This is a genomic window from Brenneria izadpanahii, assembly GCF_017569925.1.
Classification (GTDB): domain Bacteria; phylum Pseudomonadota; class Gammaproteobacteria; order Enterobacterales; family Enterobacteriaceae; genus Brenneria; species Brenneria izadpanahii.
On sequence record NZ_CP050854.1, the window covers coordinates 3,280,479 to 3,300,527 of the forward strand.

The following is a 20,049-nucleotide window of genomic DNA, read 5'->3' on the forward strand; positions in this document are numbered from 1 at the left end:
TCCTCGTAATAAGTAATGAGTACCGATAATTTCACATTCAAACCGTGTAATTAAGCTGGATGCAATCCTGATGAATTGCGCCAGATGCAGGGCGGGAAAAGTGCTGGAATATCACTGTGCCATATCCGAAGCTCGCTGAGAAGTAGTTACGTCTTATCTGACGCCGAGCCGCCGGGGAAAAGCGCGGACGAATATCCAATGATATACGCCGTTATCCGGCGCTCGCCAAAATGACAATCAGCGATTAAAGTAGTTTTTCTCCAATATCGATGCGCCGTCGTCAATCGCTTTATGAATTGATTTTATACCGCGCTCGCCGTCCCCTTCCGCCAGAGCCAGCAATAATTCATCGTAATTGTGCTGACGTTGGACGGTATCCGCGGATTGGGGATAAAGATAGTTAAAACACGGCCCAATCTGCACCCATAGCTGTTCGATCAACGAGAGCAGCGTCGGCATATCGGCATAACCATAGAGCGTAAAACGGAATTCGTGGTTGGCCTTGAGGGACGCTTCAAAATTCCGCACGATCTTGCTGGACCTGAACTGACGGTTCAACATGGTCAAATGCGCCAGCTTGTCGGCATCCATCGCCTGGGCGGCCTGCGATACCGCCAGCCCCTCCAATTGTTTCCGAATCAGGGTGATTTCCCGATACCTGCTTAATGGCATCACTGGAACCAAAAACGCTTTTGCCGGGGTCGCCTCCAGCGCGCCGGCCGACACCAGGCGCAACAAGGCTTCGCGCACCGGCGTAACGCTGGTGCCCAACTTCTCGGCAATCTCGTTCGTCACCAGACGCGCTCCGGGTTTCAGCATGCCGACAATCAATGCGCTTTTCAGTTGGGCTTCTACTTGCATGGTCAGGCTAAGGCGCTGCGCTTTCCCCATCTCGAACATATAACTTTTTCCTTTAGTTAAAAGATGATTTTGCTTTTGCAGTTTAATCGTTAGCTTGCTAAAAACATATTATATAGGATATATCGTGTATTTTGCAGTTGGGCAGCATTCGTCCAAATCTGTGACGAATAGCGTACATCAATGCTTACGTCAGCCCTTTGGGGCTATGTTTTGGGAACGATCGTCATGAAAAAACCTGCCTTAACGTTAATCTCGCTCGCACTGCTGTCCGGTCTGCTATCGCCGCCGTCGATGGCTTCGGCGTTGACGATCGCCCAACCTGCCTCCGCGACGGCGATGGATCCCGGATTTTTGAAAGAATCGGCCACGCTGGTCGATAACGTCTTCGATACGTTGGTATTACGCGATTCGCAGATGAAACTCCAGCCAGGATTAGCGACCTCCTGGCAATCCATCGATGATACAACCTGGGAATTCGATCTTCGCCAGGGCGTGAAATTCACCAATGGCGAACCGGTCAATGCGCAAGCCGTTAAATTCTCCATCGATCGCATTCTTGATCCGGCCAATAATGCGCCGACCATCTCCTATATCCGCACCATTAAATCAGTAGAGGTTATCGGCGACTATCGCGTGCGTTTTCATACGGACGGTCCGGACCCCCTGCTGCCTACGCGTCTGAGCCGTTATCCGGCTTATATCGTACCGCCGGAATATGTAACCAAAGTCGGCGCGGCGGAGTTTGCCCGCAAACCCATCGGCAGCGGCGCGTATCGGGTTGAAACCTTCATTCCTGATGAAAAAGTGGTGATGCAGGCAAACAGCGCTTACTGGCGCGGCAAGCCGTCGATTGACACCGTTACCTGGCGTCCGATACCGGAGGCCACGGCGCGGATAACGTCATTGTTGACCGGCGAGGTTCAGCTCGTCGATAGCGTGCCGGTAGATTTGGTGCCGGCGCTGAAAAACAAACCGGGCATCCATTTGGTGCAGGTCAAAGGCGGCGGACTGACGATCTATCTGGGACTGAAAAACGATCAGAAGCCGCTGGATGATGTGCGCGTGCGGCAGGCGCTGTCGCTGGCGCTGAACCGGAACGCCTATACCACCCAGCTGCTGCACGGGTTCGGCGCCCCGACCGGCACCATGGCCGGTGAAAAAGATTATGGCTATCAGCCGATACCCGCGCCGGCGCAGGATATCGCCAAAGCCAAATCTCTGCTGGCGCAAGCGGGCTATCCGGATGGATTTACCCTGCGCTTCCAGGCGCCGCGCCGCTATATCGCCAGCGCGGACGTCGCCCAGGCCATCGTGCAGGATCTTGCCGCGATCGGCGTCAAAGCGCAGTTGGAAGTGCCGGAATGGTCGGTTTACACGCAACAGGTGGCGGCGAAAAAGCAGGCGCCGATGTATATGCTGGCCTGGGGCTCAACGCAGACGCTGGATGCCGATGCGGCGCTGTACCCCATCCTGCATTCAGGCGAACCCTACTCAACGGTGAGCCTGCCCGAACTGGATAAGTTGCTCAACGAAAGCCGCAATACGGTGAATGCCGTGAAACGCGAAAAAATATTACAGCAGATCCAGGATATCGTCGCGCAGCAGCAGCCGCTGATCCCGCTCTACCGGGAAGATTCGCTCTATGCCGGCAGCGATGACCTGACGTTTACCGGCCGCGCCGATGCCCGGATACCATTGTTCGATCTGAGGCTGAAATGATTGCGCCGGGTTATGCGCTGAAGAGAAAACCGCGCCGTCAATTTTACGGCGATGGCGTTATCGGCGGGTTGCTGCTGGCGATAACGATCGCCTCGGCGATACTGTCCCCCTGGCTGTCGTTGCCCGACCCGCTGGCCAACAATCTGGCGGATGTTTTCATGCCGCCGGGCAGCCGTACCGCCTCAGGCATGCACTGGCTGGGAACCGATCAACTGGGACGCGACATGCTAGCGCGCATTCTTTCCGGCGCTCGGCTATCGTTATTCGTGGTGCTGATGGCGGCGGCGATCGCCGCGGTTATCGGCAGCCTGCTGGGAATGCTGGCGGGATACGTCGGCGGCTGGCTGGATGCGGTAATTATGCGCCTGATGGATATTCAACTGGCGGTTCCGTTTATTCTGCTGATCCTGCTGGTGATGGCGCTGTTCGGCACCTCGCTGAGCAATATCATCGTCATTATGGGCGTGAGCAGCTGGGCTATTTACGCCCGCGTCGCCCGCGCCAAAACGCTGGAAATCCGGGAGCTGGAATATATTGAATCGGTGCGCGCCATGGGGTTTTCCACCCCGCGCATTCTGCTGCGCCACGTATTGCCCAATCTCGCCACGCCCTTGATTGTCCTGCTGACGCTGGATATCCCGCGCTTGATTGTTCTTGAAGCCTCCATCGGCTTTCTCGGCATGGGGATTCAGCCCCCGACGCCTACGCTGGGCAACCTGGTCGGCGAAGGCCGATCTTATATGCTGCTGGCGCAGTGGCTGGTGTTGTACCCAGGACTGGCGATCGCCGCGCTGGTGGTCGGCTGTAATCTTCTGGGCGACAGCCTGTTGCGTAAAACCCGCACGAGGCTCGACTGATATGGTGAGATACGTGCTGTCCCGCGTCGGGCAATCCGTTCTGGTGATGTTCGGCGTATCTATCCTGATTTTCTACAGCCTTCATCTGACCGGCGATCCGGCGGCGGTGATGATGCCGCCCGGTTCCTCGCAGCAGGAGATCGACCATTTTCGTCACAGCATGGGCTTCGATCGCCCTCTGCTATGGCAATACGGTCATTATCTGTATGGCGTCTTACAGGGCGATCTCGGCGATTCGCTGCGCTACAGCCAGCCCGTTAGCGCCTTGATTGGCGATCGCGTTCCCGCCACCTTGCTACTGGCCGTCAGCGCCCTGTCCTGGAGTACCGTCGTCGGTCTGACGCTGGGGATCATCGGCGCGCTATGGCAAAACAGCCTGTGGGATTTGCTCTCGCGCCTGCTGGCCTTTTCCGGTCAGGCCATACCTGTGTTCTGGCTGGGGCTGCTGATGATTCTGTTCTTCAGCCTGGATCTGCGCTGGCTGCCATCCGGCGGTTACGGCGACCTGAGTCACCTGATTATGCCGGCCGTCAGCCTCGGCGCCTATTACATGAGCGCGATCGCCCGGCTGGTGCGCGCCAGCCTGATCGACGTCATGCAGCAGGATTATATTCGGACGGCCCGCGCCAAGGGGCTGAGCGCCTGGCGCATCGTGGTGCGCCACGGTCTGCGCAATGCATTGATTCCGGTGGTTACGGTACAGGGCATGTACTTCGCCTCGCTGCTGGGCGGCGCATTGGTGACGGAAATCATCTTTGCCTGGCCGGGCATCGGCCGTTTGGCGGTGCAGGCGATCCAGAACCGTGATTTTCCGTTGGTACAGGCCATCGTGCTGTTGGCCGCGCTGGTGTTTGTGACCGTAAACCTGATCATCGACCTGCTGTATGTGTTGCTTAATCCGAGGATACGACTGTGACGATAAATTCAGCGGCGATGTTGCAGGCGGCCCTGACGCTACTCGAACAGATCACGCCGTTTCGCAGCGTTTCCGGTCAGATCGGCCAGCAACGCGCGATGGCGCAATGGCTGGAAACGTGGCTGGTTCAGCAGATTGGCGCTCGGCCGGTGTTGCCGGTGGCGCAACAACAGCGGCAAAACGCTCCGCCGCTGGTTCACGTCCGCCTCGACCGCGGCGCCGATAAAACGCTGGTGCTGTATAACATGTACGATGTCATGCCGGCGGATGAAGACGGCTGGGAAGTACCGCCCTTTACCGGCGGCGTCCGTCACTGGCCGGAACTGGGCGACGTATACATTTCCCGCGGCGCGGAAAATAACAAAGGACCGCTGGCCGGAATGCTCGTCGCGATCAAAACCCTGTGCGATAGCGGCAGGTTCCCGGTCAATCTGGAAATTATTGTGGAAGGCGAGGAAGAGATCGGCAGCGGTCAGTTGCGGCGCTATCTGGCGCAAACCCCCTGTCCGATTGCGCCGGCCGCCGCGGTGCTGTTCCCTTCCCTTTGCGAATACGGCGGCGGCCAACCGCGCGTCTATTTGGGCTTTACCGGTCTAAGCGGCGGACGACTGACGGTTAAAGGCGGCGACTGGGGCGGCCCGCAGGCGGCCATCCACGCCAGCAACGCCAGTTGGATCGCCAATCCGGCCTGGCGGCTGGTGCAGGCGCTGCATGCCATCGCGCCGCCGGAGAAGAACGGCGTTTTGGCGACCATCAAGCCTGATGACGAAGCCAACATGCTGCTGGCCAGACTGGCCGATAGCTTCAGCATCGACGACGAACTGCGCTTTCGCCGCAGCCGGCGTCTGACGTTGACCGGCGATACGCTAAGCTGCCTGCAAACCTTTATCGGCAGCGCCGTGCTTAACCTATCCGAAATCAAAACCGCTCCCGCCGGCGCGCGCGGGGTCATTCCGCCATTCGCCGAAGCGGAGCTGGCGTTTCGCATACCTCCGGGGATCGACGGCGCGCAGTTGCTTAACGCCGCTTATGCGCGTCTGGCCGCTCCCGAACTGGCCGGCGCCGAACTGACGCTGGACGACAGCTACCCCGGCTACCGCTTCACCCTCGACGCGCCAGGCGTTCGCCAACTGCTTGCCAGCTATCGCCGGCTTGGCGCGCAAGCGCAGATTTGGCCGTGGGCGCCGGGCTGCGCTCCCGCCTATGCCTTTGCGCCGGTTGCGCCCGCCTTTTTAATCGGCGGCCTGGGGCACGGCGGCAACGCCCATGGCGTAAATGAATTTGTCACGCTGCGCGGTTTGCAGCGTTTTATTGCGTCACTGATCAATTGGCTGACCCGTTTTACCGAGCCGGCCGAAGGCCAGCCGCTTACTTAGCCAGCACCAGGGAAATCGTTGTATCTGATTTCAGGACAATATATGAAAAATGTTAATGATTTTGAACGTGTTACGTTAGGCTTCTTCCCAACGCCGCTGGAGCCGCTCCCCCGGTTCGGCGACGCGCTGGGGATCAAACTGAATATAAAACGGGATGATTACACCGGCTTCGGCGGCGGCGGCAATAAGGTGCGGAAGCTGGAGTACCTGATGGCCGACGCCTGCCGCCGCAACGTCGATGTGGTCATTACCACCGGCGGGCATCAATCCAACCATGCGCGTATGGTGGCGGCGGCGGCGCGCAAATTCGGCATGAAGCCGGTGCTGGTATTGCGAGGCAATCCGCCGCAAACCTATCAGGGCAATCTGCTGTTGGATAAGCTGTTCGGCGCGGAACTACAGTTTCTCGATCCTGACGAGTACTTCACGCAAATCGACGGCGCGATGCAGGCGCATGCGGACGCGGCGGCGGCGCGCGGGGAAAAAGCGCTGATTATTCCGCTGGGCGGGGCGACGCCGCTGGGCGCGCTCGGCTATGTGCGCGCGATAGAGGAGATGGACGCGCAGTTGAAAGCCCGCGATCAACGCCCGCCGCAGTTTATCGTCGCGCCTACCGGTTCCGGCGGCACGCTGGCCGGGCTATACGTTGGCGCGCATCGGTACTGGCCGGAGACCAAAATCGTCGGCATCAGCGTCAGCGCCAAAGCGCCGTGGTTTCAGGAACGCATTTCCGCCATGGCGCAGGAGTGCGCCGATTTGCTGGAGTGGCCGCAGCGCTGGAAGCCGGAGGATATCTGGATAGAGGACGGCTATGTCGGTACGGCTTATGGCGTACCTTCGCAAGGCGGTATCGACGCCATTTACCGCGTCGCCCAGGACGAGGGCGTGCTGCTGGATCCGGTCTACACCGGCAAAGCGATGCACGGGCTGATCGGGCTGGTCGAACAAGGCAAAATCCCGGCCGGCGCCCAGGTGATATTTATTCACTGCGGGGGATCGCCGGCGCTCTACCCCTTCGCCCAAACCTTGCTGGAACGCTAGCATGCATCCCGTTTTGCGTTATCTGGACCGTCAGGCCGTTATCCAGCTTGGCGGAACCGATCCGCGGCAAGCCTTTAACGATGTGGTGGAGGTGGTCGGCCTGATGCGGCGCGGAGAAGCGCATATGACGCCAGAGTCTCATGTCGATCTGGCGACGCCGCGCGGTAGAGCCTATGCGCTGCCCGCCGGCGTAGGCGGACGATTTAACGCCGCGGGCGTAAAATGGACCGCGCACCGGCCGCAAATACAGGATCAATTGCCGCAGGCGATGGCGCTGACGCTGATTAATCGGCTGTCCGACGGTGTTCCTGTCGGCCTGGTGGAAAGCGCGGCGTTGACCGCGGCCCGCACCGCGGCCGTGTCAGCCGTCGCATTACGCTATGCCGCCCCCAAAGAGGTGCGGCGCGTACTGCTGATCGGCGCCGGCGTTCAGGCGCAGGCTCACATTGAGATGCTGCGGGTTCTGTTCCCGTCGCTGGAAAAACTGGCGTGGTGGAACCGCACCCCGGATACCCGCAGCGCATTTTCGCATCGCTGCCCGCACTGCCCTGGCCGGTTCATTACCGGGGGCCGGGCACTTCAACGTGTATGATTACTTTATTGATGATTGCACCGAGGCGGGCATCGCCGCCATGGCCGATGACGTCATGATGGGCTGGCAACGGCTGGGCGTGATTGACGGCATCGTCCCGGTATTTTTCGAACAGCAAACCGGCATGCGTTCGCCCCGCGGCGCCTGGTTCGCCTGGCTGATCGGCCGTTCCGATGCGCTGGTGTTAAACGGCGGCGTGGACGCCTGGCTGGCGGCGGGCGGACAACTATTTCCGGGGAGCGGCGTTGACAGCACAGTGGAACGCCAGCCGGTTCGCGGCGTAGCAAAAAACGTTGTCCGCGGCCTGGCCGCCAGCCGTCAACAGGTTCTCGATGCCGATGGCGGGCAAAACGTGATCCTCGACGCCCGACGTCCTTCGGAATTCGACGGTAGTTTTGCGCATGACTGCTGCCATCGCGCGGGGCGGATCCCCGGCGCGCATCTACTCTTTTGGGAAGACGTGATCGAAGCCGGCGCCTACCGATCGCCGGCGGATATCGCCCAGCGCGCCGCGGCGGCGGGACTGCATCCCGAACAGCGGCTGCATATTTACTGCCATCGCGGCGCACGGGCCGCCACCGTGCTGGTCGCGCTGCGGCTGGCAGGCTACCGGCATCTGGCGGTCTATGTCGGCTCCTGGCATGAGTGGGCGGAACATACGGAACTGCCCATCGTTCAGGGCGGTCAGGAAGCCTGACGTAACCGCAGAGCCAGTTGCACGTCCGGCGCCGCGGCGAGCAACTGGCGGGTATAATCATGCCGCGGCGCATTCAGAATCTGCTCGGTAGCGCCGCTTTCAACGATATTGCCGCGATACAACACTACCACCCGGTCGCACAGCTGGCGGACGGCGCTCAGATCGTGGCTGATAAACAGCACGCTTAGCCCCAATTGTTCGCGCAGACGATCGAGCAGCGCCAATATCTGGCCGCGCACCGACAAATCCAGCGCCGAGACGGCCTCGTCCGCCACCAGCAAATCGGGTTCCAGAGCCAGCGCGCGGGCGATCGCAATACGCTGGCGCTGTCCGCCGGAGAAAGCGCCGGGCAAACGCTGCGCATGATAGGGTTCAAGCCCGACCAGCGCCAGCAACTCTTCGACGCGCGCCGCAACCTGCCCGGCCGGGCGCAGTTTATATACGCGCACCGGTTCGGCGATCTGTTCGCCGATAGTGATTTTGGGGTTCAGGCTGGCGTACGGGTCCTGGAAGATAATCTGCGCCCGGCGCCGCAATAGGCGCTGCTGCCGATCGCTTCGCGCATTCACTTCATGACCGTCGAACGTGATTTTCCCGCTATCCGCCGGGATCAGCCCGATTGCCGCGCGGCCAAGCGTGGTTTTCCCCGATCCTGATTCGCCGATCAGGCCGACGATTTCCCCCCGGCCAATCTCCATTGAGGTGGGAAACAAAACGGTATGCCGCTTCGCCGGAAAAAACGGCAGGCTATGTTTTTGCGGATAGCTTTTCGTCAGGCGCTCAATGCTGACCAGCGGCGCGGCGAAACCGCCATGCGGCCTTACCGGCTTCGCCTGAGCTTGCGAGGCGGCGATCAATTTACGCGTATAGTCATTTTGCGGTTGCGTAAGCAGCGTCGGCACATCGCCCTGTTCAACGATGCGGCCTTGATGCATAACGCAAGCCCGATCGGCATAGCGGGCAACTACGCTGAGATCGTGGGTGATTAACAGGATCCCCATCGCCATCTCGCGCTGTAGCGTTTGCAACAGGGCCAAAATTTGCGTTTGGATGGTGGCGTCCAGCGCCGTGGTCGGTTCGTCGGCAATCAACAACGACGGCTTGCAACTGATGGCGCTGGCGATCATCACCCGTTGACGCATACCGCCGGAAAGCTGGTGGATATACTGCCGGGCGCGCAACGCCGGATTAACGATGCCGACGCGCTCCAGCAGCGCCACGGCTTCCGTTTGCGCCTGTTTCCAACTGAGCTTTTGATGACGAACCAGGACTTCGGCAATCTGCTCTCCGACTTTCAGCACCGGATTCATGCTGGTCATCGGCTCCTGAAAGACCGTAGCCATGCGATGACCGCGCAGATGAGAGGCAAACGGCGACCCCGGTCTGGCGATCGTCCGCCCCTCAAGCCGGATTTCCCCGCCGGTCTGATATACGCCCGGCGGCAGCAACCCCATTAACGACAGTGAGCTGAGGGTCTTGCCGGAACCCGACTCGCCAACCAGCGCGACGATTTCACGCCGCTGCACGGAAAAATCGAGGTCGCACACCAGCGGCATGCCGCTTTCCGTGCCGATGCTAAGGCTGCTGACTTCAAGCAAAGAACCCGACTGCGACATACTCCGCCCCAAAACGTTTGGTTAAATTATGAACTTGAGAATATATCCTATATTCTTGCCAGGCAAGCCGCGGGTTAGGCTGTTTTGTTATGACTCAGAAGGATATTTTTTATGGCGGCCAAGGAGACGGGCATTGCGCGCCGCAAGCGGTTCGTTAAAACCGGCTATCGGCCAGGAAGCCGCGCAGCGGCATAATTTCCGGGGTCGCGAAGGAAACGTCCCGCATCGGGCGGGCGCGGAAATGACGGCGCGCAAAACCGCCGCTGAGCCCAAAATGCGACTCAGCGACGGCAGGCAAGGAATGATGGCCGGGAGACGGCGAAATCCGCATATATCCTCATGAATCATTCTGGGAATATGCGGCCTTTCTCTATTTGTTCAGCACCGTCTGGATAGCCGCCGCCAATTCGTTAATTTCGAATTTTGCCACATAGGCATCGGCGCCGACCTTGCGCACATGATCTTCATTCGCGCTGCCGGACAGCGACGAGTGGATGATAACGGGGATGTTTTTCAGGAAATCGTCGTGCTTAATATTTCGCGTCAGGGTAAAACCGTCCATTTCCGGCATTTCCAAATCGGTGAGCACAAAGGCGATTTTATCTGAAATCGGCTTGCCTTCGGCCTGCGCCTCTTGAGCCATCGCCTTTATCTTTTTCCAGGCCTCCAGCCCGGTAACATGCATCATCGACGGAATCGACATGATATTCAGCCCCTGTTCAAGCAGCGAGCGCGCGACTTTGGAATCTTCGGCGACAATGGCGACCGCGCCGGGCTTCATGGGAAATTTCTTCGATTCCACATTATCCACATGAACATTGCGATCCACGGGAATAATGTCATGCAGGATCTGTTCGACATCCAAAACCAGAGCCAGGCGATTGCTCTCTTTATCGCTGTCGAGGCGGGCGATACTGGTAATATGGCGGCTGCTGACGCCCGCTTCGGCGGTCAGCACCTGTCCCCAATCAAGACGGACGATATCGTCAACGGACTCCACGGCAAACGCCTGGGTGCTGCGCGCATATTCCGTCACCAGAAGAATATTGAGTCCGGTGACCGGCACGCAGCCGGCTACCGCAGGAAGATCGATAACAGGAATGACTTGTCCGCGAATGTTGACCATGCCGAGCATCGGGGGTTTCATGCCCGCGGCTTTGGTTAACGACGGCATCGGTACAATTTCGCGCAGCTTAAACACATTGATGCCGAACAACTCGGATTTTTCTTCGTGCTGTGCGTTTCCCAATCGGAACAGCAATAATTCAAACTTGTTAGCCGACGTGAGATTTGTTCTCTCATCAATCTCTTTTTGAAAATTATCCATGCTTTCCTCAATACGAATAATTAATGATGGGCCTGATAAAACGACATTCATGATGCGAGCAAAATAAGGCCCAACATCTCCTTTTCACACCGCACGCGGTTGGCTGCGCGATTCAAGTCACTCTTGCCTATCCTCCACTTTCAGAAAGAAAAAACAGCGATTCCACCTTATCTATTTTCGTCACCCTGAATTTAAAGTTTAGTGAAATATTGTATGAAAAATCAGTTCGCGCGCAGTTGGCGGATAATGGCGTAATAACCATCCGCCGCACGCGTAAGCTGTTCTATCTCAATATACTCATCGATCACATGAGCCAGGTTTTCGCGCCAGGGGCCAAATCCGATCGTGGCAATCCCGGCTTCCCCGGCATAATGGCTGCCGTTGGTGCAAAACGAATACGTTGCGACCTTTGGCTGCCGGCCATCCTGCGTCAACGCGGCTAATGCGGTTTCGACCAACGGGTGCCGGCGCTCCGTTATCCATCCCGGAAAGAAACGCTTACCGTCAATGGCGTTGCCGGTGTAACAGGTTTCCTGCCTCAGAGCTATGGCGACATACTTCGCCATAGCGAATGACGCGCCCAGCACGTTTCATCGCCGCGCCGACGTTCGGGGCATGATCTGACAGGATAAATGGCTTAAGCCGCATATCGCGGCTTATCGGTTAACCCAGAATTTTTTTTACGCAGGTCTTAAATACGCGAACGCCTATTTCCAGCGCCTCAAGATCAAAACGCATCTCTGGATGATGCAGGCCGGGCGTCAGGTTGGCGCCCAGCCCCCAGAATCCAGTTTTAATGGCCGGACGCTGAATCGAATAGTGGAAAAAATCCTCGCTTCCCGGCGTGGTTTTCGCTTCGGTCAGCCCGCCCTCGCCCAGCACCTCGGTAATGGCTTCGGCAATCAGGGCGGTTATCTCGTCATCGACCTGCGCCGCGGGCATTTCCGTCAAGACATTGATCTGCGCGGTAGCGCCCAAAGCCTCTACGCTGCGGCTAATCGCCTGAATGACCTTAGCCTTCAGCGCCTGCATCGGTTCATTGTATTGCGAGCGCAAATCCCAGCACACCACCGCTTTATCAGGAATCGAATTGGTTACGCCGGCATCGCAAAGAAAGCGGGTCGCTTTGGCGCTGTAGTTCAGGTTCGGCGCCAGATGAATGGCGTTGACCGCCTGAACCGCGCTGACCGCCGCATCCAGGGCGTTAATCCCCAGATGAGGGCGGGCCGCGTGAGAAGGGATGCCGGTAATCGTGGCCTCAAGCGTGGTATTGGCCGAATACAGCATGGCCGGAACCGCCAGCCCCAGCGGGCACTCCTCCTGCGGACGAAGATGAAATCCGATCAGGATATCGACATCATCAACGGCGCCGCCTTCCACCATCGCCAGCGCGCCTTTTCCCAGCTCTTCCGCCGGCTGAAAAATGATCTTTAAGCGGCCTTTTTTAACCAAACCTTCCTTGATCGTTTCCTGCGCCGTGGCCATGACCACCGACGAATGCCCGTCGTGTCCGCAGGTGTGGCGGGCGACCCGCTCGCCGTCAATAATGTGTCCTAACGCATCCATATCGGCGCGCAGCGCCAGCACCGGCCCCGGCTGACCGCTATCCAACTCGGCGACAATCCCGGTGGTGCCATTCAGGTTGCGAGTGACCTTATAACCGGCCGCTTCCATCACCTCGGCGATATAGGCCGACGTTTTAAATTCCTGAAATCCTAATTCGGGAATCTGATGCAAATAACGGTAATGCTCCAGCGTATTACTCATGCCCTGCTCCCCAGTGAAAACAGAAAAACATCAAGTTATCGCATTCAGAATACAAGCCGACATCGGCAGCGGCCAATATCTTTTCCGTAAGGCTGGTTCTTCTCGTCATTCCCGCGCAGGCGCACATCTCAGTGGTGGCTTCATCCGCGTTGGCACCCCCCTTTCTCATCAGGCCAGTATTTCAGGAAGTCGAAACGGCTATCGTCAATGCCAAAACGAGGAAAATAGTCTTTCACAAGGTCGTCAGCGGTTTCTCTGGCCCACGGATACTTGCCCGCAGATAGACGCGTATCGAGCGTTAGCGGACGCTTTTTACCGAAGGGAGTGGGTTCGTCATACCACTTTATGACGGCTTCTGCGGCGTTATCTTTCAACTCCATAGCTTGTCATCCTCGCGCGCGATCATTACAGCGTATGCTCGGTGCGGGCGATAATATCGTCCTGGGTATCGGGTGACAGCGCGGTGAAAAACGCCGAGTATCCGGCCACGCGCACCACCAGATCGCGGTATCTGTCCGGGTGTTTTTTCGCTTCAATCAGCGTTTCGCGCGAAACGATATTGTACTGAATATGCCAGCCTTTATGCACTTCGAAGAAGGTACGCAACAGCGCCATCAGCTTATGGCGATCGTTAATATTATCCAGCGTCGACGGGTTCAGCTTCTGGTTCAGCAATACGCCGCCCAATATTGACCCGGTAGGCAATTTGCCAATGGAACTGATGACCGCCGTCGGCCCCAGATGGTCGGTGCCGGACGCCGGGCTGGCCCCTTCGGCCAACGGCGCGTGGGCTTTGCGCCCGTCCGGCGTCGCCATGGTCGCGGCGCCAAAGGGAACATTGGCGGAAATCGACGACGTTCCCGCGTAATAGTTGCCGCCGATCGGCCCGCGGCCATGGCGCGGATTGTGGTAATGCTGAAGCTCGGCGATATAGGTCTGGTAGGCGCGCACCAGCAGCTCATCAACGCTGTCGTCGTCATTGCCGTATTTCGGCGCCTGATTCATCAGGCGCTGGCGCAACTGTTCATTGGTCACGCCGGCAAAATCGCTCGCCAGCGCCTGCGCCAACTGCTGCTGACCGATAATCCCCTGGTCAAACACCAGTTTTTTCACCGCCGCCAGGCTGTTGCCCAGATTGGCGATCCCCACCTGCAGGCCGGAAACCCAATCATATTTGGCGCCGCCCTGCTTGATGCTTTTCGCCCGTTCGATGCAGTCATCCACCAGCGCGGAACACAGAATATCGTGCGCATTCTCTTCAAGAACGGTATCGACCACATACTCGATCTCAATCGATTTACGCGTGTAATAACGAATTTGCCTGTCCCACGCCTGCATTACCTGATCAAAGTTCTCGAAGTTGCCCTGCGACAGGCTCTGTAGCTGCGGCAGGAAAACGTTGCCGCTGGTGGCGTCGCATCCGCCGTCAAGGGCGGCCAGCATCACGCGCGCAAAGTTGATGAAGCTCATGCCGGTACAGCGGTATCCCCATTTGCCCCCGACCGCCGTTTCGATACAGCCAATCGCGGCATATTGATAAGCATCTTCCGGTTCAACGCCCAGGCGGATGAACTCGGGAATAACGATTTCATCGTTATTGAATGCCGGCATGCCGAAGCCGCAGCGGATCACCTGCACGCAGGCGTCGAGGAAATCGTCGCTGATGCCGGCATGATAACGCACGCTCAGATTCGGCTGGGTTGAACGCAGGCGGCCGCATGACTCCAGAATGGCGTAAGAGAGCGGATTAACCGCGTCCCTCGGCTCGCCGCCGATCAGGTTTTGCCCGCCGATGGTGACGTTCTGATAAAGCGGGCTGCCGGCCGAGGCTTTCGAGTGAGAGCCGGAGCGGATTTTATTGACTTCAAGCAGCTTGAGCCAGCAGCTTTGCAGCATCTCGATGGCGTTTTCCCGCGTCAGCGTCTGTTGCAGTTCCACGTCGCGGCGGTAATACGGGTACAGATATTGGTCCATGCGCCCGAAAGAGACCGAGTGACCGTTGGATTCGATCTGCAGCGCCAGTTGAATGAAATAGCACAGCTGTAACGCCTGATAGAACGTTTGCGGCGGCTGATGCGCGATCCGATCGCAGTTCGCCGCGATCTGGAGCAGTTCCCGGCGGCGGAAATCCCTCGTCTCCGCCGCAGCCATGTTTCTGGCCAATTCCGCGTAACGCTTAATGTGCCGGCTCAATGCCTCAAGCGTAATATCAATGGCTTTCAGAAACTGCTCGCCGTGCAAATCGTCAAGTACCGTCAGATTGATGCGCGAACGGCGTTCGGCCACTTTTTCACGCAATCCGTCCAGGCCTTTCTCCAGCAGCAGCGGAAAATTCACCGCCAGATGCGCATCGCCGGAGGTCATATTGCCTTCCGCTTTGATAATGCCGCTCGCCAGCAGCGCTTTCTGCTCATCGGTAAACATGCCGTAGCAGCGATCCTGCACGGTCTGTCCCCGCCACCAAGGGCAGATCTGATGCAGCACGCGTTTGTTCTCTTCACTGACCGAGAAACCGGCGCCGGGACGATCGGCCAGTTCGTCGATCTCTTTTTCAATCCAACTGACGGTGTATTCCGGGAAAATGGGCGCGGCGCGCACTTCGCCGGCCTGATTGCCGATAATCAACTCATCGTGTTTAATCCAGATGGTGCGGTTAGCCAGATGGCCGGCCAACGCCAGCGCCCGGCGCACCGGGATCGGCTTGTCCATATTTTCCTGATAGATGCGGGTATAGTGCTGAGCGCGCTCGGTGCATACCGGCGGTTTCACAATATGAACCAACGCGTTTTTATGGGCTTTAATACGCTCGCTCAACATAGTTAAATTCAGGGTGGTCATAGGTCTATCCTCTCAGTGTGACTTTCAGCCCTTTTGCCTGCGCATAACGTTCTGCAAAAGCAAGTAATTCGGGATCGTTCAACGGTTTATCCGCGGCAAGATAAGCCTGGTTCAGCAAGACATACTTATTCATGCCCAGCGTGTGATAAGGCAGAAAATGAATATCGGCGACGTTCAGTTCATCGGCGGCGAAGTCGGTTATCGCCCTGACCGCCGCTCTATTGGCATTGAAATTCGGGATCAGCGGCACGCGGATGGTAAGCGGTTTCCCGGCGCGCGCGACTTTCCGCAGATTTTCCATCACCCGCCGGGCGGAACCGTCCGTCCACGCACGGAATACCTGTTCATCCACGTGCTTAAGATCGGCCAGGAAAAGATCGGTGTAGGGCAGTGAGGGTTCAATATAGGACCAGGGCACATGCAGGCAGGTTTCCACCGCGGTATGGATGCCCGCATCATGGCTGCGCCGCAGCAGCGCGCTGGCGGCATCGGGCTGCATAAAGGGTTCGCCGCCGGACAGCGTCACCCCGCCGCCGCTGCGCTGGTAGAACGGCATATCGCGCCGCACGATCGCCATCGTGTTATCCAGGTCGATCTCCTCGCCGCAAACCGTCAGCGCCTGCGTCGGGCAGCAGGTTTGCAGGCGTGGAAAGTCGCTCTCCTGCAACCGTTCACGATAAATCACCAAACCTGCGCTCGTGTTTTCAATCGCCTCCGGCACGGCGCGCTGGCAGAGATCGCAGCCATCCAGACACAAACGGGCATCGAACAGCAGCTCTTTTTTTCTGGAACGGCTTTCAGGGTTCTGACACCAACGGCACCCCAGCGAACAGCCTTTCAGAAACACCACGGTTCTGATGCCTGGGCCGTCATGCGTGGAATAGCGTTGTATGTTGAAAATCATCACTTCGGCCTATTGCGCTTGCTTCATACGAAGATTAAATTTATTTCGAAAGAAAGTTATTTTGATTTATATCAACAGTATTACGCCTTTATCATTTTACACTTGGCAAAATTAGCGATAACTCACACTTTCCGAGGACGAACCGATGGAACTCTATCTCGATACCGCTGACCTCACGGCCGTAAAACGTCTGGCCCGTATCTTCCCGCTGGCCGGCGTCACCACCAATCCGAGCATCATCGCCAGCGGCGGCAAGCCCGTGGATCAGGTGTTGCCGGCACTGCATGAAATACTGGGCGGCAACGGGCGTCTATTTGCCCAGGTCATGGCGCCGACGGCGAAAGGCATGGTGGAAGACGCCAAAAAACTGCATGCCATCACCAGTAACGTGGTGGTGAAAGTACCGGTTACCGCGGAAGGGCTGGCGGCCATCAAGATATTGAAAACAGAAGGTATTCCGACATTGGGCACGGCGGTGTACGGCGCGGGCCAAGGGCTGCTGTCCGCGCTGGCGGGAGCCGAGTACGTGGCGCCGTATGTCAATCGTATGGACGTTCAGGGCGGCGACGGCATTCAGACCGTAACCGACCTGCAAAAACTGCTGTCGCTGCATGCGCCGCAGGCGAAAGTGCTGGCCGCCAGTTTTAAGACCTCGCGCCAGGTGCTTGACTGTTTGCTGGCGGGGTGCGAATCGGTGACGCTACCGATCGACGTGGCGGAACAGTTTATCTCCGCGCCGGCGGTAAAAGCCGCGGTGGAAAAATTCGAGCACGACTGGAGGCAGGCGTTCAACACGGTTTCGTTATAGGGCGTTATTTCTGGTTTTGCCCCGCCCCAACCCTCTCCTTCACAGGGGAGGGAGTCTATCGTTCGCCTCTCCCAAGCAAGGAGAAGGGATAAAATACTTTTCTGGTCTAATGAGTTAGCCCCTCCCCTTGGAAAAAAGAGACAAGGGGAATCATCAACGGCTACATTTCGAACTTTGCCGGCAAACGCGGTATAGTATCGCCTATTACCTTCATTTCCTTTTCATTTGGCTATTATGAACGCACGGCAACAAAATATTATTCAGCTCGTCAATCAGCGAAAAAGCGTTAGCGTCAGTGAACTGGCGCAGATTTCCGGCGTGTCGGAAGTCACTATCCGTCAGGATCTCAATACGCTGGAGCGAAATAGCTATCTGAAGCGGGTACACGGCTATGCCGTTGCGATAGAAAGCGATGACGTCGACGCTCGCATGCAGACCAACTTTCAATTAAAAAAATCGCTGGCCGAATATGCGACCACACTGATTAACGACGGCGACTGCGTTTTCATCGAAGGCGGCAGCACCAACGCCCTGTTGGCCCGATACGTCGCCAATAGCAAAAATGTCACCATCATTACCGTCAGCCACTATATCGCTCATCTGCTTAATGATACCGACTGCGACGTCATCACCCTTGGCGGCCTTTTTCAGAAAAACAGCCAGTCGGTGGTCGGACCGTTGACCCGCAGCGGCATCCAGCAGGTGCATTTTCACAAGGCGTTTATCGGCATTGACGGCTACCATAACGATACGGGCTTTACCGGCCGCAATATGATGCGCTGCGACGTCATCGACGCCGTGCTGAGCAAAGGCGTCGAGACAATCGTGCTGACCGATTCCACCAAGTTCGGGCAGATACAGCCCTACCCGATCTCGACCGAATATCAGGTCAACCGGGTGATCACCGATACTCACCTGCCGCAGGAATACCGGGATAAAATGGCGTCTCTGGGCATCAAGCTCGATCTGGTGGCGGAATAGGCGTTAGCCCACGACGCCCTTAAATTCCAGATAGTCATGCAGGCCGCCGGGATAGCCGGGCTCATTCTCTGGGTTTTCTTCATCGCCCGCCGGATGAGCGAGGATTGATTCACCCTCGCTCATGGCGCGCTCGGCGTCAAAGACCGAGCAGTTTATCCACCACTACGTTCAATTGCAGCCAGAAGGTATAGCCGTTTTCTGGCTTGACTCCGGAATACGGATACTGCCAGTTGCTGTTATTCCAGGTGCGGGCGCCGATCATCTGTAAATTGACCTCCGGCGTCAGCATGATGGAGGCATCGATGCTGAGTTGATACTCGTTGTTCGGCACCTGCCATCCCGTTCCGCCCGATACGTTATACATATCTTGCAGATAGTTCCGCTCGCTGCTGGTCAGTTTGGCCCAGCGGAAAGTCAGGCCATAGCTGTCGTGAGGACGGCTCTGCCACGGGCCGGACCAGATCAGCCCGGTATCCGCCAGCGTGGCGATGCCCCGGTGAGCGTGCGACTGCAACGTCTGCGTTACGCTGCCGTGCAGACTGATGGCGCTGGGCGCCGGGTTTTGCGCATCGGCTCCGCCGTCGCGCCGCCACAGCGCCTTCTTGGCGGTGAGATAGACGCCGGAAACGCCGTCGTGGGTGCGCGCCGCGGCGCTGCCGTCGTAGACCTTGGACGTCCCGTTCACCGTATAGTAGACGTCGTCGTACTCTTTGAAGTTATGAAACGCCATCACCTCCCAGTTAAAGGGGTACGGTTCTTGCTGCCAGCCGACGCGCTTGGCTACGTTGGCGACCAGCAGGGTGTTGCCGCTCTGGTAGTCGTCGTCCCATCTTTCCCAGCCGTTGGTGAACGGAAACGCCTGATAGGTGCGCCAGGCGCCGATAGCGGACTCCAGCGCCGGCGTAAAGCGGTAGCCGATGCGCGCGCCCCAGCCGGCATAAGGCGGCGGCGCGAATACCGCCGTTTCATTCAGAATGGTATTCACGCAGGCCGACGGAATATTGCAGTTGGTGAAACCGAAGAACTGGCCGGGATTGCTCTTACCGGCTTCAATCGACAAGCGATCGTTGAACAGCTTCTGCTCGTAGGTGAAACGCATCAAATGCGCCGTCTTAGGAATGTATGGGGGCGGGTTGCCGGCCAGTACGCCTCCCGACTGGTTGCCGAGATCCAGATTATGGGTAAACGGCACCCACAGTTGCATCAAGTGGATGCTCCCGCCGGGGATCAGCCCCATGCGATCCAGATCGAAATCCGCGCCGGCCATCAGCATCGTCAGCGTTTCATGGTTATCGGTGTCGGTCCCGGCGCTGGGGTTTCCCAAATAAAGCTGGGAAGCGATCAGGTGCGGCGTAATGCCGTGATCCGCCAGCCATTCTCCCGCTTCGGACAGCGGACGCCCCGTATTATCGGCGGCGGCCGCGCCGTTCATCAACATCATACCGGACACGACAACCCCGGCGGACATCATCCTCACCCACAAATTACGGTGTGTTATTTTCATTGTTCTATCTCACAAAGAGCAATGAGACGGCGACAGGCGGTCATTGAATGACAAAAAACGGCAGAGCGAATTATTTATCTCTATTCATTACGGCTATTTATTTCCGCTTAAGGCGCGCAGAATTTAACGGCCGCAGAATAAAGGTCATACCCTAAATAATTCGAGTCGCGGGGCGAAACGTCGTCATGTTGCACAACGTAAAACATCGGCCCTTTACGGGCGCGGCTCAGAGAAGAGCCGGGCAA

18 protein-coding genes and 1 pseudogene are annotated in these 20,049 nt (G+C 57.7%); 9 read left to right on the plus strand and 10 right to left on the minus strand.

Annotation, left to right across the window (positions count from 1 at the left end; all coding sequences use genetic code 11):
• Positions 1 to 237: 237 nt before the first annotated feature.
• Positions 238 to 900, minus strand: a complete 663-nt coding sequence (locus HC231_RS14690; protein WP_208227357.1) for an FCD domain-containing protein — start codon at positions 898 to 900, stop codon at positions 238 to 240.
• 186 nt (positions 901 to 1,086) lie between these two features.
• Here HC231_RS14690 and HC231_RS14695 point away from each other — a divergent pair, with 186 nt between their 5' ends.
• The 7 genes and pseudogenes from HC231_RS14695 (at position 1,087) to HC231_RS14725 (ending at position 8,059) form a co-directional block, all read left to right on the plus strand.
• Positions 1,087 to 2,580 (plus strand): ABC transporter substrate-binding protein, encoded by a 1,494-nt coding sequence (locus tag HC231_RS14695; RefSeq protein WP_208227358.1) that lies wholly within the window; start codon positions 1,087 to 1,089, stop codon positions 2,578 to 2,580.
• Positions 2,577 to 3,437, plus strand: a complete 861-nt coding sequence (locus HC231_RS14700) for an ABC transporter permease (protein ID WP_208227359.1) — start codon at positions 2,577 to 2,579, stop codon at positions 3,435 to 3,437. Before HC231_RS14695 ends, HC231_RS14700 begins: the two co-directional genes overlap by 4 nt.
• 1 nt (position 3,438) lies before the next feature.
• Positions 3,439 to 4,353, plus strand: coding sequence for an ABC transporter permease (locus HC231_RS14705; RefSeq protein ID WP_208227360.1), 915 nt, complete (start codon positions 3,439 to 3,441; stop codon positions 4,351 to 4,353).
• Complete coding sequence (locus tag HC231_RS14710; protein WP_208227361.1) at positions 4,350 to 5,729, plus strand: M20/M25/M40 family metallo-hydrolase; 1,380 nt, start codon at positions 4,350 to 4,352, stop codon at positions 5,727 to 5,729. The genes HC231_RS14705 and HC231_RS14710 overlap by 4 nt, the downstream gene beginning before the upstream one ends.
• A 42-nt stretch (positions 5,730 to 5,771) precedes the next feature.
• On the plus strand, positions 5,772 to 6,770 hold the full coding sequence (locus HC231_RS14715) for a 1-aminocyclopropane-1-carboxylate deaminase/D-cysteine desulfhydrase (protein WP_208227362.1): 999 nt from the start codon (positions 5,772 to 5,774) through the stop codon (positions 6,768 to 6,770).
• A gap of 1 nt (position 6,771) precedes the next feature.
• Positions 6,772 to 7,278 (plus strand): annotated as a pseudogene (locus HC231_RS14720) (ornithine cyclodeaminase); the annotation flags it as partial.
• 76 nt (positions 7,279 to 7,354) lie between these two features.
• Positions 7,355 to 8,059 carry a sulfurtransferase gene (locus HC231_RS14725; protein ID WP_246494515.1) on the plus strand — a complete coding sequence of 235 codons (705 nt, stop codon included), beginning with the start codon at positions 7,355 to 7,357 and terminating at the stop codon, positions 8,057 to 8,059.
• Here HC231_RS14725 and HC231_RS14730 read toward each other — a convergent pair.
• The 8 genes from HC231_RS14730 to HC231_RS14765 form a co-directional block, all read right to left on the minus strand.
• Entirely contained in the window at positions 8,047 to 9,675 is a 1,629-nt protein-coding gene (locus HC231_RS14730; protein WP_208227364.1) for a dipeptide ABC transporter ATP-binding protein, read from the minus strand. The genes HC231_RS14725 and HC231_RS14730 overlap by 13 nt on opposite strands.
• Positions 9,676 to 9,829: 154 nt before the next feature.
• On the minus strand, positions 9,830 to 10,006 hold the full coding sequence (locus tag HC231_RS14735) for a hypothetical protein (protein ID WP_208227365.1): 177 nt from the start codon (positions 10,004 to 10,006) through the stop codon (positions 9,830 to 9,832).
• A gap of 39 nt (positions 10,007 to 10,045) precedes the next feature.
• The gene (locus tag HC231_RS14740) at positions 10,046 to 11,002 is read right to left on the minus strand and encodes a chemotaxis protein (RefSeq protein ID WP_208227366.1); all 957 of its coding nucleotides are present in this window, start codon (positions 11,000 to 11,002) and stop codon (positions 10,046 to 10,048) included.
• 221 nt (positions 11,003 to 11,223) lie between these two features.
• Complete coding sequence (locus HC231_RS14745; protein ID WP_208227367.1) at positions 11,224 to 11,568, minus strand: M20/M25/M40 family metallo-hydrolase; 345 nt, start codon at positions 11,566 to 11,568, stop codon at positions 11,224 to 11,226.
• A gap of 97 nt (positions 11,569 to 11,665) precedes the next feature.
• Positions 11,666 to 12,769 carry a M20 peptidase aminoacylase family protein gene (locus HC231_RS14750; protein WP_208227368.1) on the minus strand — a complete coding sequence of 368 codons (1,104 nt, stop codon included), beginning with the start codon at positions 12,767 to 12,769 and terminating at the stop codon, positions 11,666 to 11,668.
• 140 nt (positions 12,770 to 12,909) lie between these two features.
• A complete protein-coding gene (locus HC231_RS14755) occupies positions 12,910 to 13,149 on the minus strand; it encodes a DUF1493 family protein (protein WP_208227369.1) in 240 nt (79 codons plus the stop codon).
• A gap of 25 nt (positions 13,150 to 13,174) precedes the next feature.
• The gene (locus tag HC231_RS14760) at positions 13,175 to 15,607 is read right to left on the minus strand and encodes a formate C-acetyltransferase/glycerol dehydratase family glycyl radical enzyme (RefSeq protein WP_208227370.1); all 2,433 of its coding nucleotides are present in this window, start codon (positions 15,605 to 15,607) and stop codon (positions 13,175 to 13,177) included.
• Positions 15,608 to 15,611: 4 nt separating this feature from the next.
• Positions 15,612 to 16,511 (minus strand): glycyl-radical enzyme activating protein, encoded by a 900-nt coding sequence (locus HC231_RS14765; RefSeq protein WP_208227371.1) that lies wholly within the window; start codon positions 16,509 to 16,511, stop codon positions 15,612 to 15,614.
• Between the two features lie 145 nt (positions 16,512 to 16,656).
• On the opposite strand from HC231_RS14765, the gene fsa reads away from it, so the two are divergent.
• Both fsa and HC231_RS14775 read left to right on the plus strand, forming a co-directional pair.
• On the plus strand, positions 16,657 to 17,319 hold the full coding sequence (gene fsa / locus HC231_RS14770) for a fructose-6-phosphate aldolase (protein WP_208227372.1): 663 nt from the start codon (positions 16,657 to 16,659) through the stop codon (positions 17,317 to 17,319).
• Between the two features lie 234 nt (positions 17,320 to 17,553).
• On the plus strand, positions 17,554 to 18,300 hold the full coding sequence (locus HC231_RS14775) for a DeoR/GlpR family DNA-binding transcription regulator (protein ID WP_208227373.1): 747 nt from the start codon (positions 17,554 to 17,556) through the stop codon (positions 18,298 to 18,300).
• A gap of 136 nt (positions 18,301 to 18,436) precedes the next feature.
• Here HC231_RS14775 and HC231_RS14780 read toward each other — a convergent pair whose 3' ends face one another.
• The gene (locus HC231_RS14780; RefSeq protein WP_246494517.1) at positions 18,437 to 19,804 is read right to left on the minus strand and encodes a carbohydrate porin; all 1,368 of its coding nucleotides are present in this window, start codon (positions 19,802 to 19,804) and stop codon (positions 18,437 to 18,439) included.
• Positions 19,805 to 20,049: the final 245 nt, after the last annotated feature.

Bases quoted from the DNA above. Each gene is read 5' to 3' on its own strand.
- HC231_RS14750 (WP_208227368.1), bottom strand. From the start codon at position 12,769: ATGAGTAATACGCTGGAGCATTACCGTTATTTGCATCAGATTCCCGAA.
- HC231_RS14755 (WP_208227369.1), bottom strand. From the start codon at position 13,149: ATGGAGTTGAAAGATAACGCCGCAGAAGCCGTCATAAAGTGGTATGAC.
- HC231_RS14775 (WP_208227373.1), top strand. From the start codon at position 17,554: ATGAACGCACGGCAACAAAATATTATTCAGCTCGTCAATCAGCGAAAA.
- HC231_RS14715 (WP_208227362.1), top strand. From the start codon at position 5,772: ATGAAAAATGTTAATGATTTTGAACGTGTTACGTTAGGCTTCTTCCCA.
- HC231_RS14780 (WP_246494517.1), bottom strand. From the start codon at position 19,804: ATGAAAATAACACACCGTAATTTGTGGGTGAGGATGATGTCCGCCGGG.
- fsa (WP_208227372.1), top strand. From the start codon at position 16,657: ATGGAACTCTATCTCGATACCGCTGACCTCACGGCCGTAAAACGTCTG.
- HC231_RS14735 (WP_208227365.1), bottom strand. From the start codon at position 10,006: ATGCGGATTTCGCCGTCTCCCGGCCATCATTCCTTGCCTGCCGTCGCT.
- HC231_RS14745 (WP_208227367.1), bottom strand. From the start codon at position 11,568: ATGGCGAAGTATGTCGCCATAGCTCTGAGGCAGGAAACCTGTTACACC.
- HC231_RS14760 (WP_208227370.1), bottom strand. From the start codon at position 15,607: ATGACCACCCTGAATTTAACTATGTTGAGCGAGCGTATTAAAGCCCAT.
- HC231_RS14690 (WP_208227357.1), bottom strand. From the start codon at position 900: ATGTTCGAGATGGGGAAAGCGCAGCGCCTTAGCCTGACCATGCAAGTA.
- HC231_RS14740 (WP_208227366.1), bottom strand. From the start codon at position 11,002: ATGGATAATTTTCAAAAAGAGATTGATGAGAGAACAAATCTCACGTCG.
- HC231_RS14695 (WP_208227358.1), top strand. From the start codon at position 1,087: ATGAAAAAACCTGCCTTAACGTTAATCTCGCTCGCACTGCTGTCCGGT.
- HC231_RS14705 (WP_208227360.1), top strand. From the start codon at position 3,439: ATGGTGAGATACGTGCTGTCCCGCGTCGGGCAATCCGTTCTGGTGATG.
- HC231_RS14730 (WP_208227364.1), bottom strand. From the start codon at position 9,675: ATGTCGCAGTCGGGTTCTTTGCTTGAAGTCAGCAGCCTTAGCATCGGC.
- HC231_RS14700 (WP_208227359.1), top strand. From the start codon at position 2,577: ATGATTGCGCCGGGTTATGCGCTGAAGAGAAAACCGCGCCGTCAATTT.
- HC231_RS14765 (WP_208227371.1), bottom strand. From the start codon at position 16,511: ATGATTTTCAACATACAACGCTATTCCACGCATGACGGCCCAGGCATC.